Source organism: Affinirhizobium helianthi (genome assembly GCF_042680945.1).
Taxonomy (GTDB): Bacteria; Pseudomonadota; Alphaproteobacteria; order Rhizobiales; family Rhizobiaceae; genus Neorhizobium; species Neorhizobium helianthi.
The window spans coordinates 163175-178432 of record NZ_JBHUEQ010000023.1; the positions used below are offsets into that span (position 1 = coordinate 163175).

Sequence of the window (15258 nt, forward strand, 5' to 3'; positions counted from 1 at the left end):
CTTGCCTGTGCGGGATGCAAAACTGAGCACCGAGGAATTGACGCAGGCGCTCGCAAAGCTGCCGGACTGGGCCTTGCGCGAGGATGAGGCAGCGATAACCCGATCCTTTCGCTTCGCAAATTTCCGGCAGGCCTTTGCCTTCATGACAGAGTGTGCGCTGATGGCGGAGAAGCTCGATCACCACCCGGAATGGTTCAACGTGTATTCGCGCGTGGATGTGACGCTGACGACGCATGATTCCGGCGGGATCACCCGGCGCGACATTGAACTGGCGACGGCCATGAACCGCGCTTCATCCAGACCTGATTGAACCTCGGCTTTTGCCACCCCATATCGGGTGCGCTCCCGAATTTCGGAGGAACAGATGGACGACGTGAAGATTGGCGAGATTTTGGCTCCCGGCGACGATGAGACGCAGGAGCGCCGCGCCAAACAGGTTCAATCCAAATTCTGGCCGACGCTGAAGCGTGCTGCACGCTATGTGCCGTTCAGCCGGGATGTTGTGGCCGCCTTCTATTGCGCAACCGACCCTGGCACGCCGACGCGGGTTCGCGGTGTTCTTCTGGCAGCGCTTGCCTATTTCGTCATGCCGCTGGATATTCTGCCGGACTTCCTGGCGATGGTGGGCTTTACCGATGATGTGGCAGTGCTTGCCACCGCCTTCCGCATGATTCAGACCCATATCAAGGACGACCATTACCAGCAGGCGGACCGTGCGCTGGCCGATGATCCGGATCTGAAATCGGCCCCGGCCAGCTGAGATCGCTCATCACTTTCCCGAGCCCGCAGTGCAAGTGTTCGATGCGGGCCTAATTCTTGCCGCAAATCACCGCATTTCTCAGATCGTGATGGCAGCGGAGCAACCTGTATGGACAGGACTGCGCCGTGTGCCGTCTCATCCCTTTGGTGCTCTTTCATAACTGGATAACGGCAGTTTTCTTCATCTCGCTGTTGACGGTTTGGTAACCAGAATTAAGTCAAAGTCTAACTGATCGCGACCCTGAGGCCCGGCCATGCCGTGCGGTCGGCCCCATCTTGAGAAAACTGGCAGGACACAATGTTTCTAAAACAGATCGCCATCGCGTCGACCCTCTTGCTCGCTGGCACTTCCATCGCCGCGGCTCAGGCACCGTCGCCCACGCGCATTCAGCAATTCAAGGCCTGGGGTGCATATTCCTACAAATCCGGCAATTCCACCGTTTGCTATGTCTTGTCCGTTCCGACGACCAAGGAGCCTGCAAGCGTGGATCACGGAGATATCTTCTTCATTATCTCGCAGCGTCCGGGACAGAACATTTCCTACGAGCCGCAGGCCATGATGGGCTATCCCATGAAGGCGGACTCGAAGGTGAACGTGACCATCGACAAGAAGAACTTCGTGATGTTCGTAAAGGACAAGGCAGCCTGGGTGGAAAACGCGGCTGAAGAGCCGGCCCTGGTTGCGGCCATGAAGGGCGGTTCGACCATGACCGTCAAGGCGACCTCCGCCCGTGGAACCGGCACCAGCTATTCCTATTCGCTGGCCGGTCTTTCGCAGGCGCTGAAGCAGATCGAGACCTGCAAGTAAGCCGCATTGTTGACCGTTGACGCAGAGGCCGGTTCGCCGGCCTTTTTGCGTTGGGGGTGACGAAAGCCTAAAAGAGTGCTACACGCCCCGGCAAAACGGCTCTTTTCCAAGAGGTGCACTCTTGCGAGATGGAAGCGCCGTTCGCATTTCACACGCAACGCAACATGTGTCCCTCGTCTTCCGGCGTGGGTCTGGCTGTTTCGGACATCAGGTTTTCCCGATCTCCGCAATGCCTGGAAAGGGCGGCCGCAACTGCCCGGCTGAATAGGATCTTGAGTGATGTCGGTATCTGATGCCACTGCCATTGCAACCCCGGTGAAGGCGCCGCTCGTACCGCAACCGGACCTGTTTTCGGGCAAGCCGTCATTGATCGGCCTGACGCGTGAAGAGCTTGGTGCCGCGCTGAAGGAAAAGGGCGTGCCGGAAAAGCAGGTGCGCATGCGCGTGAGCCAGCTGTGGCATTGGCTCTATATTCGCGGTGTTTCCGATTTCGATGCCATGTCGAATGTGGCCAAGGACATGCGGGAAATGCTGAAGCAGCATTTCACCATTGCCCGCCCGGAAGTGGTTGAAGAACAGATTTCCAACGATGGCACGCGCAAATGGCTGCTGCGTTTTCCGCCGCGGGGTGCGGGTCGTCCGGTCGAGGTAGAAACCGTCTATATTCCCGAGGAAGGACGCGGCACGCTGTGCATTTCCAGCCAGGTGGGCTGTTCGCTGACCTGCTCCTTCTGTCATACCGGGACCCAGCGCCTCGTGCGCAACCTGACATCGGAAGAGATACTGGCCCAGCTTCTTCTGGCGCGCGATCGACTGGGCGATTTCCCCGGTCTCGATTCCCCGCCCGGTGCCTTCGTGCCGACGGGTGAGCGCAAGGTGACCAATATCGTGATGATGGGCATGGGGGAGCCGCTCTACAATTTCGAGAGCGTCAAGAATGCGCTTCTGATTGCCTCCGACGGTGATGGGCTTTCGCTTTCCAAGCGCCGCATTACCCTGTCGACATCGGGTGTGGTGCCGGAAATCTACCGCACGGGTGAGGAAATCGGCGTGATGCTGGCCATCTCGCTCCATGCCGTGCGCGATGAATTGCGCGACATGCTGGTGCCGATCAACAAGAAGTATCCGCTGAAGGAGCTGCTGGAAGCCTGCCGCAAATATCCGAGCCTTTCCAATGCGCGGCGCATTACCTTCGAATATGTGATGCTGAAGGATGTGAACGACAGCCTGGAAGATGCAAAGCTTCTGACGCAGCTTTTGAAGGGCATTCCCGCCAAGATCAACCTCATTCCGTTCAACCCATGGCCCGGCACCAACTACCAGTGTTCCGATTGGGCGACGATTGAGAAGTTTGCCGATTTCATCAATCAGGCCGGTTATGCCTCGCCGATCCGCACGCCGCGTGGGCGCGACATTCTTGCCGCCTGCGGCCAGCTGAAGTCTGAATCCGAGCGCATGCGCAAGACCGAGCGTCTGGCCTTCGAGGCCATGATGATTGCAGGCCACGGCGAAGATGACGATTGAGTGAGGTCGACTGCTAAAGTAGCGCATTTTTCGCGCAAAGCTGGGCTCAGTCCCTTCCCACATGGGCGCTGGATGCATAAAAGAACGGCGCAAGAATAGTCACTCGGAGGAACCCTATGCGCCGCCTTATCCTGGCACTTGCTGCCGCCACTGTTTTGGCCATGCCTGCCAAGGCTGAAAATGTTACTGTTGCCGTCACCGCAATCGTTGCGCATCCGGCTCTCGATGCCGCACGCGACGGTGTGAAGAAGGCGCTGGCCGATGCCGGCTACAAGGAAGGCGAAAACCTCAAGTTCCTTTACGAATCCGCGCAGGGCAACCCGGGCACGGCGGCGCAGATTGCGCGCCAGTTCGTTGGCGAGGCGCCGAATGTGATCGTGCCGATTTCCACGCCGTCCGCACAGGCCGTCGTTGCAGCCACGCGTGATATTCCGGTGGTCTTCACGGCTGTTTCCGATCCGGTCGGTGCGCAGCTGGTGAAGGACATGGACAAGCCGGGCCGCAATGTGACGGGCCTTTCCGACATGCTGCCGGTTGCTGACCATCTGGCGCTGATCAAGGAAATCACCCCGAACGCAAAGACCGTTGGCTACCTCTACAACTCGGCGGAAGCAAACTCCGTTTCCACGCTGGCGGCCCTCAAGGCTGCGGCTGACAAGGCTGGCCTGAAGGTTGTCGAATCGGTTGCGACCAAATCCGCCGAAGTGCAGGGTGCTGCGCGTTCGCTCGTTGGCAAGGCCGACGTGATCTACGTGCCGACCGACAACACGATTGTTTCCGCTTTCGAAGCGGCTGCGGGCGTTGCGGCTGAAGCCAAGATCCCGCTCTACGCTGCTGATACGGATTCCGTTGCCCGTGGTGCCGTTGCGGCTCTCGGCTTCAACTATTTCGACGTGGGCAAGCAGACCGGCGAAGTTGTGGTTCGCATCCTCAAGGGTGAAAAGCCGGGCGATATTCCGGCCAAGGTCGCAGTCGGTACCGATCTCGTGCTGAACAAGAAGGCCGCTGCAGCCGCTGGCGTGACATTCCCGGAAGCTGCTCTGAAGCGCGCGACCAAGATCATCGAATAAACGCATCATGCGGGCCGTGGGTTGAACGATCTGCGGCCCTTCCAGCCTCTCATTCGAGACGGCTTCCATCTCAAGGACTTCGACCGTGAGCCAAATTGCTTTCTGGGGCGCCGTGGAGCTCGGACTTGTGTTCGCCTTCGTGGCGATTGGCGTCTATCTCGCCTTCCGCATTCTCGACTTTCCGGATCTGACGGTCGACGGTTCCTTCCCCCTCGGTGCCGCCGTCGCAGCGGTTCTGATCATCAACGGCATGAACCCCTGGGCCGCCAGTGGCGTTGCCATGGTGGCGGGAGCGCTGGCCGGTCTGGTTACGGCGACGCTGAATGTCCGCTTCAAGATCCTCAACCTGCTTGCATCCATTCTGACCATGATCGCGCTGTTTTCGGTGAACCTGCGTGTGATGGGCAAGCCCAATGTGGCGCTGCTCAATCAGGATACGATGATCTCGCCCTTCTATGGTCAGGGGCTGCCTGAATATCTGGTCCGTCCGCTGTTCGTCGGCCTGCTGGTTGTTGTGGCTCTGATCCTGGTGTGGCGCTTTCTGGAAAGCGATGCGGGGCTGGCCATGCGCGCAACCGGTGCGAATGCCCGGATGGCGCGGGCACAAGGGGTGAGTACCGGCCGCCAGATCTATCTCGGTATGGCGCTCTCCAACGCGCTGGTGGCGCTGGGTGGTGCCTTGTTTGCCCAGACCAATGGCTTTGCCGATGTGACTTCCGGTGTCGGCACCATTGTTGTGGGCCTTGCTGCTGTCATCATCGGTGAAACGCTGCTGGGTGCGCGCGGCATTCTGATTGCGCTGATCGGCTGCGTTTTCGGCTCCATCGCCTATCGTCTGGCCATCCAGCTGGCGCTGTCCAGCGATATCCTGGGCCTCAAGGCCTCCGACCTGAACTTTGTCACGGCGGTTCTGGTGGCCATTGCACTCATCCTGCCGCGTCTGCGCCGCTCTGGAGGTGCTGCATGATTTCGCTTGAAAACATTCAGGTTGTCTTCGGTCGCGGTACGCCGCTGGAAAAGAAGGCGCTGGCCAAGATCGACCTGACCATCGAGACGGGCTCTTTCGTGACCGTGATCGGCTCGAACGGTGCTGGCAAGTCGACGCTTCTTGGCGTTCTGGCGGGCGATGTGCTGCCGACGGCGGGCAAGGTGACCATCGGCACGACCGATGTGACCCGCAAGCCGACTGCTGCCCGTGCAGGGCAGGTGGCTCGCGTGTTTCAGGACCCGCTGGCAGGAAGCTGCGGCGCGCTGACGATTGAGGAAAATCTGGCACTGGCTGCCGCACGCGGACAGCGCCGTGGCCTGCTTCCCGCCCTTGGCGCCAAGCGCCGCGCATTTTTCCAGGAGCGGATTGCTTCGCTCAACCTCGGTCTGGAGAACCGGCTGAAGGACCGCATGGATCTTCTCTCCGGCGGTCAGCGCCAGGCCGTATCTCTGGTGATGGCGACACTTTCCGGCTCGGACGTGCTGCTGCTGGACGAGCATACTGCCGCACTCGATCCGGGCATGGCGGAATTCGTGATGAACCTGACCGACAAGGTCGTGTCCGAGCGGAAACTGACGACGCTGATGGTGACGCATTCCATGCGACAGGCGCTGGATTACGGCACGCGCACCATCATGCTGCATGGCGGTGAAATCGTGCTGGATGTGACCGGCGACAGCCGCAAGGATCTTCAGGTGGAAGACCTGATCGAGATGTTCCGCAAGATCCGTGGCCAGAAACTGGACGACGACGAATTGCTGATCGGCTAAGGGGGCTTGTGCCCCCTGTCTCCTATTTTGCCTGGGTCATGAAGATCTTGATGGCAAAGACCGAGAAGACACCCGCGAAAGTGTAATCGACGCCGCGCAGCACTTTCGGATTGGCTTGCAGCCATTTTGCAAGCCGATCTGCTGCCAGAATGACCAGCACGTTGACCGGACTTCCGACGAAAATGAAGAAGAAGCCGAGGAAGATCAGTTTCTGCGTGACGGCAGGATCGCCAGCGGTGACGAATTGCGGCAGGAAGGTCATGAAGAAGATGATGACCTTGGGGTTCAAGAGATTGACCCAAAGCCCTGTCGAGATATTGCTCCAGACGGAGGTTTTCTCGGTTTCAACGGCTTCCACCTTCAGGTTGGAGCCGTAGCGCACGGCCTGAATGGCAAGCCACAGAAGATAGGCGGCCCCGCCGGTTTTCAGCAGGAAGAAGGCCGTGGGTGAGGCCGTGATGAGCGCGGATACGCCAAAGGCCACCAGCAGCGTATGGATCATGATTCCGATGGTGGTGCCCAGCACCACATAGAGCGCGCGCTTGCTGCCCTGGGAGAGCGCACGGCTGATCGAAAGTGTCATATCCGGCCCCGGCGTGATCGCCAGAAGCAGGCACATGCCGGTGAAGGTTGCCAGAGTGGCGGCGCTTGGCAGAAAGTCCATGGGTGAAGCCTCGGGACGAATGTATCCCGAAGCTTTAGCCTGCCCTATGGTATTTGCCAATCAGTCCCGTTTGGCGATGAAGTCGCGTGCAGCGTCAGCATGATCAGGATGCCAGCGCGAGAGCGGCGGGCGGTTCTCGATGATATCGCCAGCGGCCCAGGCAATGCGGCGCTCGTCGGTTGCGCGGTCCACATCATTATCCGGGCAAAGAATGTAGAAATCGCCGCGCTCGATGCTTCGCATCATGAATTCCACCGTCTGTTCCGGCGTCCAGGCACCGGCAGGCTTCTCCGTGCGGCCATTGGCTGTGAGTGCGGTGTAGACGAAGCCCGGGATGAGAAGATGGGCGGTCACGCGGCAACCTTGCGTATTGCGCAGCTCGTGTTGCAGGGCTTCGGTGAAGGCCTTCACGCCCGCCTTGGACACATTATAGGCCGGATCGCCGGGCGGTGTGGTGATGCCCTGTTTCGAGCCGGTGTTGATGATGAGTGCCGGATCCTTGTGGCTCATCATGTTCGGACCAAATGTCCGCGTGCCGTAAATCACGCCCATCAGGTTGACGGCAAGTACGCTATCCCAGTTGGCTTGCGGGCCAAACAGGCTGCTGCCGGGCTGGATGCCAGCATTGTTCATCAGGATATGCACGCGACCGAAGCGCTGGATGACGGCTCTTTCAAGCGATTCCACCTGATCCGGTCGCGAAACATCCGTCGCGATGGCAACGACATCTGCCTCGCCACCGGCGGCAAGCGCCCGAACCTCCTGGCAGGCGGCTTCCAGACGGTCTCCTTCCAGATCGGCCAGAACGACACATAGGCCAAGCCGGGCAAATTCCCTGGCGGCGGCAAGGCCGATGCCGGATGCAGCGCCTGTGACGACAGCCACATGGCCCTTGGCGAATGCAGGGTGCTGCATGGTCATGGAAGTCCTCCTTTTTCAACGCTCTCCGCTCCGGCCATATGGGATTATCATGCCGGCTTTCAACTGCTTATCTTGTGTGACACATATGACGCGCATGCCCTTGCACGGCGGCGCAAAACCGCTAAAAGTGCCGCCATCCAAGATTTCAGGCGGATCTGCTGGCAGCTCCGCACCCTCCAGACGGAACTATTCGATATGGCACTCCCGAAAGACGTGAAGAAAGTCGTTCTCGCCTATTCCGGCGGTCTCGACACCTCCATCATCCTCAAGTGGTTGCAGACGGAACTGGGCGCAGAAGTGGTGACCTTCACCGCTGATCTCGGTCAGGGCGAAGAGCTGGAGCCCGCGCGCAAGAAGGCCGAGATGCTGGGCATCAAGGAAATCTTCATCGAGGATGTTCGTGAGGAATTCGTTCGCGATTTCGTATTCCCGATGTTCCGCGCCAATGCCGTTTACGAAGGCGTCTACCTGCTGGGCACGTCCATTGCCCGCCCGCTGATCTCCAAGCATCTGATCGAGATTGCCAAGAAGACCGGCGCTGACGCGATTGCCCATGGCGCAACCGGCAAGGGTAACGATCAGGTTCGTTTCGAACTGTCCGCCTATGCGCTGAACCCGGATATCAAGATCATTGCTCCCTGGCGCGACTGGTCGTTCAAGAGCCGTACCGATCTCTTGAACTTTGCCGAACAGCATCAGATCCCGGTTGCGAAGGACAAGAAGGGCGAGGCTCCGTTCTCGGTCGACGCGAACCTGCTGCACTCTTCTTCCGAAGGCAAGGTTCTGGAAGATCCCGCACAGGAAGCTCCGGAATATGTGCACATGCGCACAATTTCGCCGGAGGCTGCTCCCGACAAGGCAACCGTCATCAAGATCGGTTTCGAGAAGGGTGATGCCGTTTCCATCAATGGCGAGCGTCTGTCGCCTGCCACGCTGCTTGCCAAGCTGAACGATTACGGTCGCGACAACGGTATTGGCCGCCTCGACCTCGTGGAGAACCGCTTCGTCGGCATGAAGAGCCGTGGCGTTTACGAAACCCCCGGCGGCACCATTCTGCTTGCGGCACACCGCGCCATCGAAAGCATCACGCTGGATCGCGGCGCAGCCCACCTGAAGGATGAGCTGATGCCGCGCTATGCCGAGCTGATCTATTACGGCTTCTGGTTCTCGCCTGAGCGCGAAATGCTGCAGGCGCTGATCGACAGGAGCCAGGAGCATGTGGAAGGCGAAGTGACCCTGAAGCTCTACAAGGGCAATGTCATGGTCATTGGCCGCGAGTCGGAAAAGTCGCTGTATTCCGACAAGCTGGTCACCTTCGAAGACGACCAGGGTGCCTACGACCAGAAGGATGCGGCCGGTTTCATCAAGCTGAATGCACTGCGCCTGCGCACGCTCGCCAAGCGCAATCTCGGCAAGTAAGCATCCGTCTTTCGCAAAGATAGCCCGCTCTTCCTGATGGGAAGGGCGGGTTTTTTTATGACTGCCGCAACTGGCGCGACAGCCAGACGAAAGCAAGGCAGGCAGAGAGCTGCATGATCGGGATGATGATGCCGAAGGCCGTGAGCGGGTTGCCAATGGAGGCTGCGGCGAAGCCAGCGAAAAAGCCCGCCGTCATTTGCATGAAGCCTGTCAGGGCAGAGGCCGAGCCTGCGATATGCGGAAATGGCGCAAGTCCGACCGTGACGACATAGGGTGTCAGGAAGGCGAGGCCAAAGGTGCAGATGGCCACGGGTGCCATGATCGATAGAAAGAAGGGTGGAACATAGGCGACGCTCAGCGCCATGATGACCGCACCCACGCCGCAGAATACGATGCCGATCAGGGCGCAACGGGCATTGCCGAGCCGCTTTGCCACCAGCTTCAGGCTGAGTGAACCGAGAAGATAAAACCCCGATTGCATCAACATGCCGATGCCAAACTGGGTGGGCGTGAGATGCACCTGGTTGATCAGCACGAAGGGAAGCATGGTGGACTGGGCATAGAGGGCGCCCACGGTGCCGCTGAGGATGATCGAGGTTGCCAGAAACCGGCTGCTGCGCGCGACTTCCCAGTAATTGCGGATCAATTGCCCGGCCTTCAGCTTGGCAGGATCGGGGATGACGGTTTCACGCAGGAACAGAATGGTGCAACTGGCAGCGAGCAGCCCGAAGCCGATCATCAGCACAAACAGTGCGTGCCAGCCGAAGGTGGCAAGGGTCAGACCGCCGAGCGTCGGCCCCATGGCGGGACCGATGGCGAGGAATATGCCGATCGTGTTCAGGATGCGCGCCGCATTGGCACCTGTATAGAGATCGCGAACGATGGCGCGGCCAACGACCACACCAACGGAAGCGCCGATGCCCTGGATCAGCCGTCCTGCCAGAATGGCCTCCACCGTGGGCGCCAGCGCGGCAACAAGCGAGCCCAGCAGATAGATTCCGATGAAGATCAGGGTTGCCTTCTTGCGGCCCAGCGCGTCGGAAAGGGGGCCTGCCACGAGCTGGGCGACGGCAAAGCCGCCGAAGAACATGGAGAGACTGAGCTTGATGGCTGCTTCCGTGGTGGAAAAGGCGCGCACCAACTCCGGCATGGCCGGGGTGTAGATGGCCATGGAAATGGGGCCAAGCGTTGTCAGCAAGGCACCAAGATAGGTGACCTGCCTCTCCGACATGCGGGCAGGCGCCTGCGAAACCTCTGAACTCAAGCGATCTTGGCCTCTGATGCGCGGGATTCGGCCAAGGGGGCCACATCTTCCTGCAGATTGCCAATCATGCTGCGCAAGCCGGATTGCAGCCCCGCAACCTGCTCCTCCGTCAGATCGCGTGTGGCGAAAGACAGCATACGATCCAGTTCCTCCTCGATCTTGGTGATGAGAGGAATGGCGGCGGGGGTGAGTGTCACCCGTTTCGCGCGGCGGTCTGCCGGATCCGGCTGCCGATCGATGAGATCCAGAGCTTGCAGCTTATCGAGGAAGGCGCACACGGTCATCGGTTCGACGCCCATGCGCTGGGCTATGTCCAGCTGGCGGCAATCCTTGAGCGCGTAAACATTCAGGAGCGTGCGCGCTTCACCTGCGGTAATGCCAAGCCCTGCTTCCGATATGCGGCGCTCGAAAGCGGCTCTAAGCCAGCGGGCCGCATCGGTGAGCAGGAAGCCAAGTCCAAGGGTTTTATCTGCTGCCAAGATCGTTTTCTTCCGAATAATAAGAAACCCTTATTATCACGGCACGGGGACCAGTGGCCAGATTGATCTGGATCACTTCGCTGCGAGAGTTATTCCGTGCCGGGAGCGCGTGTATTAGCCCCGGAGGAATTTCAGAACGGAGGTCAGCGTCTGCGTTTTATCCTCATCGCCCATGACCATGGCCAGCTGACGCTGATCGGCATAATAGGCGGCGAAATTGAATTCCGTATCGTCCGTTACCCTGGAAAGATCGATGACATTGCCTGCCATGTCGGAGACCTCCATCGGCAATTCCTGCGCCATCGCAATATAGGTGTTCTGGTCGATGTCTCCGGCAATGTAGCGCTGCAGGGCAAGTTCACGCAGAAGCCTGGGGGAGATGGCTGTGAAATCGAGTGGCGACGACGCATCCGTCGGCACTTCGAAAGCCGGGCGGGTTTCCGAAGGCAGGGTGAACTGCGGTCTCTCAGTTCTGGTGTCGCGTGTCTGTTCGCGATGGAGCAGACCGCTCGACCAGTGCAAGGAAGTAATTTCCACGGTGGCCATATCCACTTGGTTGGGATAGCGTGCCGCACGTTTAGCCCACCCTGTAATTTCGTCAATTGTCAATAATGAGTTAATAATTCTTCTATTGGGTGCGTGGCGCTTTCCCATAATCGCCTTTTTGGCGAGTATGATCGATGTATGTGAAACTTGAGGAATTTTGCCCATGACTCTGGCTACAGATATCAACCCGGCCCTGGTGGAATGGAACGGCCTGCATGGGCTTCCACGCTTCGAAAGCGTGCGCGATGAGGATTTTGCAGCGGCTTTCGAGACGGCGCTGCGCCTGCATGAGGCCGAGATCGATGCCATCGCCAACAATGGCGAGGCCGCAAGCTTCGACAATACAATTGTGGCACTGGAAATTGCCGGCGACGAGCTTTCGCGCGTCTCCTCCCTGTTCTGGAATCGGGCGGGTGCCAACACCAACGAAACCATTCAGGCGCTGGAGCGTGACATTGCGCCGAAAATGTCGCGCCACTATTCAAAGATCGGCATGAACGAGGCCCTTTTCCGGCGCGTTGACAGCCTTTGGGAAGCACGCGACAGCATGGGCCTGACGACCGAGCAGCTTCGGGTTCTGGAGCGCCACTGGAAAGGCTTTGTGCGTGCCGGTGCCAAACTTTCCAAGGATCAGCAGGAACGTCTTGCCTCCATCAATGAGAAACTGGCCGGTCTCGGTGCCAGGTTCGGCCAGAATGTGCTGGGCGATGAGAAGGACTGGTCGCTTCTCCTGACCGACGAGGCAGACCTTGCCGGTCTGCCGGGCTTCCTGAAAGACGCTATGGCCGCTGCGGCCAAGGAACGTGACGCTGCCGACGGCACCTATGCGGTCACCCTGTCCCGCTCCATCATCGAACCCTTCCTGACCTTTTCGAGCCGGCGCGACCTGCGGGAAAAGGCATTCGAGGCCTGGGTAAAGCGCGGGGCAAATGGTGGTGAGCGCGATAACATCGCCATCGTTCGGGAGATTCTCAGCCTGCGCTCGGAAAAGGCCAAGCTGCTGGGCTATTCCAATTTCGCCGCCTACAAGCTGGATGACACCATGGCCAAGACGCCGGCCAATGTGAACGATCTTCTGCTGAAAGTGTGGAAGAAGGCGCGGGCCAAGGCCAAGGAAGAGGAAGCTTCCATTGCCGGTCTGATGGCGGAAGATGGAGTAAATGGTGAAGTTCAGCCCTGGGACTGGCGCTATTATGCCGAGAAGCAGCGCGAGCGGATGTTCAACTTCTCCGAATCCGAGTTGAAGCCCTATCTGCAATTGGAAAAAATTATCGAAGCCTGCTTCGATGTTGCCAAGCGGCTCTTCGATGTCACCATCACCGAGGTGAAGGGCATTGCGGCCTACCACCCGGATGTGCGCGTGTTCGAAGTGAGGGATGCAGACGGCGCGCTGAAGGCCATGTTCCTCGGTGATTACTTCGCCCGCTCCTCCAAGCGCTCGGGCGCATGGATGAGTTCCTTCCAGAGCCAGCACAGATTGAAGCTGAAGAATGGCGCGGAAGGTGAGCTTCCGATCATCTACAATGTCTGCAATTTCGCAAAGCCTGCCGAAGGCAAGCCTGCTCTTCTCTCGCTGGACGATGCGCGCACGCTGTTCCACGAGTTCGGCCATGGATTGCATGGCATGTTATCCAATGTGACCTATCCTTCCGTTTCGGGAACTGGGGTGTCCCGCGATTTCGTGGAACTGCCTTCGCAGCTTTACGAGCACTGGCTGACCGTGCCGGAAATCCTGACCCGCTACGCCGTTCATTATGAAACGGGTGAACCTATGCCGAAGGCGCTGCTCGACAAGGTTCTGGCGGCCCGCACCTTCAATGCCGGGTTCAATACGGTGGAGTTTACCTCGTCTGCCCTGGTGGACATGGCCTTCCATACGCAGGATGGCGTGGACGATCCAATGGCGGTGCAGGCGGACGTGCTCAACAAAATCGGCATGCCATCGGCCATCGTCATGCGCCATGCAACGCCGCATTTTCAGCATGTGTTTTCCGGCGATGGCTATTCGGCGGGCTACTATTCCTACATGTGGTCGGAAGTGCTGGACGCGGATGCCTTTGCCGCCTTCGAAGAGGCGGGCAATGCGTTTGACCCGGTAATGGCGCGCAAGCTGAAGAACAATATCTATTCGGTCGGCGGATCGATCGATCCGGAAGAGGCTTACCGGGCTTTTCGTGGCAAGCTGCCGGACCCGGATGCGATGCTGAAGAAAAAAGGACTGGCCATGGTGCAGGAACTGGCCGGCAGCGACGCCTGAGGCGTGCGACAGGGCGGACGCGATCAGCGTTCGCCCTTGGAATGTGATGAAACTTTCATATGCCTGTCAAGGGGCTGACATTTGCTCATGATGGGTTTCGGTGAACGTCTTTTCTTTCACCGTTCTCCAGGAGAGTTTCATGTCTCGCAAACTTGGGCAGGTTTCACGTCGATCCTTTCTCGTCTCTACGGCTGCAAGTGGACTTGTTGCAGGCTCGGGCCTTGCTTTGCCCTTTTACGCGCGCGGCGCGGAACGCCCTTCCTTCACACATGGCGTGCAGTCCGGCGATGTCGATATGTCTTCGGGAATGATCTGGTCGCGCGTTGACCGCCCGTCCCGGATCATGATGGAATATTCCACCACGGAGAGCTTCAAGAACGCCGTGCGTCTCGCGCCCATCGATGCGCTGGGCGAAACGGATTTTGCCGTTAAGCGTCTGCTGACCGATCTGCCATCCGATCAGGATATTTTCTACCGCTTCGTGGCCGCGGATCTCGCTCACATCAATCAGGTCTCGGAGCCGATCACGGGCCGTTTCCGCACGGCTCCATCCTCGCGGCGGTCGGTGCGGTTCGCCTGGTCGGGCGATACCGTTGGTCAGGGCTGGGGTATCGATGAGACGGGTATGAAGACCTATGCGACGATGGCCCGCCATCAGCCCGATTTCTTCCTGCATTCGGGAGATACAATCTATGCCGATGGCCCGCTGAAGGAAGAGGTTGCGCTCAAGGATGGCACGACCTGGAAGAATGTCATCGTGACCGATGAGAAGCGCAAGGTTGCCGAGACGCTGGACGAATATCGCGGCCAGTGGAAGTACAACATGATGGACAAGCATGTGCGCGAGCTTTCGGCGATCTGTCCGACCTTCTACCAGTGGGACGATCATGAGGTCGTGAACAACTGGTCTTCCAGCAAGAATCTGTCAGCAGACGACCGCTACAAGGAAAAGTCCGTCTTTCTGCTGTCGGCAAGAGCCGCACGGGCTTTCCATGAAATGACGCCCATCCGCTACACGCCCGCCGAGCCGGGCCGCGTCTATCGCAAGATCGCCTATGGGCCGCTGGTGGATGTGTTCTTCCTGGATATGCGCAGCTATCGCGGCTCCAACCATGATGGGATGGAAACCGAGCAGACCCCCGAATCGCGTATTCTGGGCGAGCAGCAGGTGGCCTGGCTGAAGCAGGAGCTTGCCGCTTCCAAGGCTACGTGGAAAATCATCGCTGCGGACATGCCGCTTGGTGTCATCGTCTGGGATGACTATACCAATCGCAAGGGGACCGAAGCTGTCGCCCAGGGCGATCATGGCACGCCGAAGGGGCGTGAACTGGAGATTGCCGACCTTCTGCGCTTCATCAAGACTGCCGGGATTACCAATACGGTCTGGCTGACCGCCGATGTGCACTATACCGCCGCCCATTACTACAATCCCGACAAGGCACAGTTCCAGGATTTCGACCCCTTCTGGGAGTTTGTCTCCGGCCCCCTGCATGCCGGAACCTTTGGCCCCAACGATCTGGACATGACCTTTGGTCCGGAACTGAAATTCATCAAGGCACCATCGGCCGAGCAGGGGCAGAACCTGCCGCCTACCGCCGGGCTACAGTTCTTCGGACTGGTGGATATCGACGGGCAGACGGAACAGTTGACGGTGCGGCTGATGGATCGCGACGATGCGGAACTCTACAAGGTGACGCTCGATCCGGTTCGCCGTGCATGATTTTTGCCGGGTCGGCGGGTGTAATTAACTGTTGGAGCCTCGCCCCCTTTCGCAAATGCGAAAAACAGG

At 59.0% G+C, this 15258-nt stretch carries 15 protein-coding genes; 10 read left to right on the top strand and 5 right to left on the bottom strand.

The features are described 5' to 3' along the window. Positions 1 to 7 precede the first annotated feature (7 nt). The 7 genes from ACFSE1_RS12950 to ACFSE1_RS12980 all read left to right on the top strand — a co-directional run bounded on the left by ACFSE1_RS12950 (position 8) and on the right by ACFSE1_RS12980 (position 5919). A complete protein-coding gene (locus ACFSE1_RS12950) occupies positions 8 to 310 on the top strand; it encodes a 4a-hydroxytetrahydrobiopterin dehydratase (RefSeq protein WP_377401880.1) in 303 nt (100 codons plus the stop codon). 54 nt (positions 311 to 364) lie between these two features. Beyond that, on the top strand, positions 365 to 760 hold the full coding sequence (locus ACFSE1_RS12955) for a YkvA family protein (protein ID WP_377401883.1): 396 nt from the start codon (positions 365 to 367) through the stop codon (positions 758 to 760). A 297-nt stretch (positions 761 to 1057) separates the two neighbouring features. Next, entirely contained in the window at positions 1058 to 1567 is a 510-nt protein-coding gene (locus tag ACFSE1_RS12960; protein ID WP_377401886.1) for an invasion associated locus B family protein, read from the top strand. A 279-nt stretch (positions 1568 to 1846) separates the two neighbouring features. Continuing rightward, positions 1847 to 3091, top strand: a complete 1245-nt coding sequence (gene rlmN, locus ACFSE1_RS12965) for a dual-specificity RNA methyltransferase RlmN (RefSeq protein ID WP_377401889.1) — start codon at positions 1847 to 1849, stop codon at positions 3089 to 3091. 116 nt (positions 3092 to 3207) lie between these two features. Beyond that, the gene (locus ACFSE1_RS12970; RefSeq protein WP_377401892.1) at positions 3208 to 4161 is read left to right on the top strand and encodes an ABC transporter substrate-binding protein; all 954 of its coding nucleotides are present in this window, start codon (positions 3208 to 3210) and stop codon (positions 4159 to 4161) included. Positions 4162 to 4246: 85 nt separating this feature from the next. Beyond that, positions 4247 to 5128, top strand: coding sequence for an ABC transporter permease (locus ACFSE1_RS12975; RefSeq protein ID WP_377401895.1), 882 nt, complete (start codon positions 4247 to 4249; stop codon positions 5126 to 5128). Further along, positions 5125 to 5919, top strand: a complete 795-nt coding sequence (locus ACFSE1_RS12980; protein WP_377401898.1) for an ABC transporter ATP-binding protein — start codon at positions 5125 to 5127, stop codon at positions 5917 to 5919. Before ACFSE1_RS12975 ends, ACFSE1_RS12980 begins: the two co-directional genes overlap by 4 nt. A gap of 22 nt (positions 5920 to 5941) precedes the next feature. On the opposite strand, the gene ACFSE1_RS12985 is transcribed toward ACFSE1_RS12980, so the two are convergent. Both ACFSE1_RS12985 and ACFSE1_RS12990 read right to left on the bottom strand, forming a co-directional pair. Then, positions 5942 to 6583, bottom strand: a complete 642-nt coding sequence (locus ACFSE1_RS12985; protein WP_377401901.1) for a LysE family translocator — start codon at positions 6581 to 6583, stop codon at positions 5942 to 5944. Between the two features lie 60 nt (positions 6584 to 6643). Beyond that, positions 6644 to 7504, bottom strand: coding sequence for an SDR family NAD(P)-dependent oxidoreductase (locus tag ACFSE1_RS12990; protein WP_377401904.1), 861 nt, complete (start codon positions 7502 to 7504; stop codon positions 6644 to 6646). Positions 7505 to 7699: 195 nt separating this feature from the next. Here ACFSE1_RS12990 and ACFSE1_RS12995 point away from each other — a divergent pair, with 195 nt between their 5' ends. Continuing rightward, positions 7700 to 8923, top strand: a complete 1224-nt coding sequence (locus ACFSE1_RS12995; protein ID WP_377401907.1) for an argininosuccinate synthase — start codon at positions 7700 to 7702, stop codon at positions 8921 to 8923. Positions 8924 to 8978: 55 nt separating this feature from the next. Here ACFSE1_RS12995 and ACFSE1_RS13000 read toward each other — a convergent pair whose 3' ends face one another. The 3 genes from ACFSE1_RS13000 to ACFSE1_RS13010 form a co-directional block, all read right to left on the bottom strand. Beyond that, entirely contained in the window at positions 8979 to 10154 is a 1176-nt protein-coding gene (locus tag ACFSE1_RS13000) for a multidrug effflux MFS transporter (RefSeq protein WP_377402216.1), read from the bottom strand. Between the two features lie 29 nt (positions 10155 to 10183). Continuing rightward, a complete protein-coding gene (locus ACFSE1_RS13005; protein WP_377401910.1) occupies positions 10184 to 10666 on the bottom strand; it encodes a MarR family winged helix-turn-helix transcriptional regulator in 483 nt (160 codons plus the stop codon). Positions 10667 to 10780: 114 nt separating this feature from the next. After that, on the bottom strand, positions 10781 to 11203 hold the full coding sequence (locus tag ACFSE1_RS13010; RefSeq protein WP_377401912.1) for a hypothetical protein: 423 nt from the start codon (positions 11201 to 11203) through the stop codon (positions 10781 to 10783). A 172-nt stretch (positions 11204 to 11375) separates the two neighbouring features. On the opposite strand from ACFSE1_RS13010, the gene ACFSE1_RS13015 reads away from it, so the two are divergent. Next, complete coding sequence (locus tag ACFSE1_RS13015) at positions 11376 to 13469, top strand: M3 family metallopeptidase (protein ID WP_377401914.1); 2094 nt, start codon at positions 11376 to 11378, stop codon at positions 13467 to 13469. A 139-nt stretch (positions 13470 to 13608) separates the two neighbouring features. After that, positions 13609 to 15189 (top strand): alkaline phosphatase D family protein, encoded by a 1581-nt coding sequence (locus ACFSE1_RS13020; RefSeq protein WP_377401917.1) that lies wholly within the window; start codon positions 13609 to 13611, stop codon positions 15187 to 15189. Positions 15190 to 15258 lie beyond the last annotated feature (69 nt).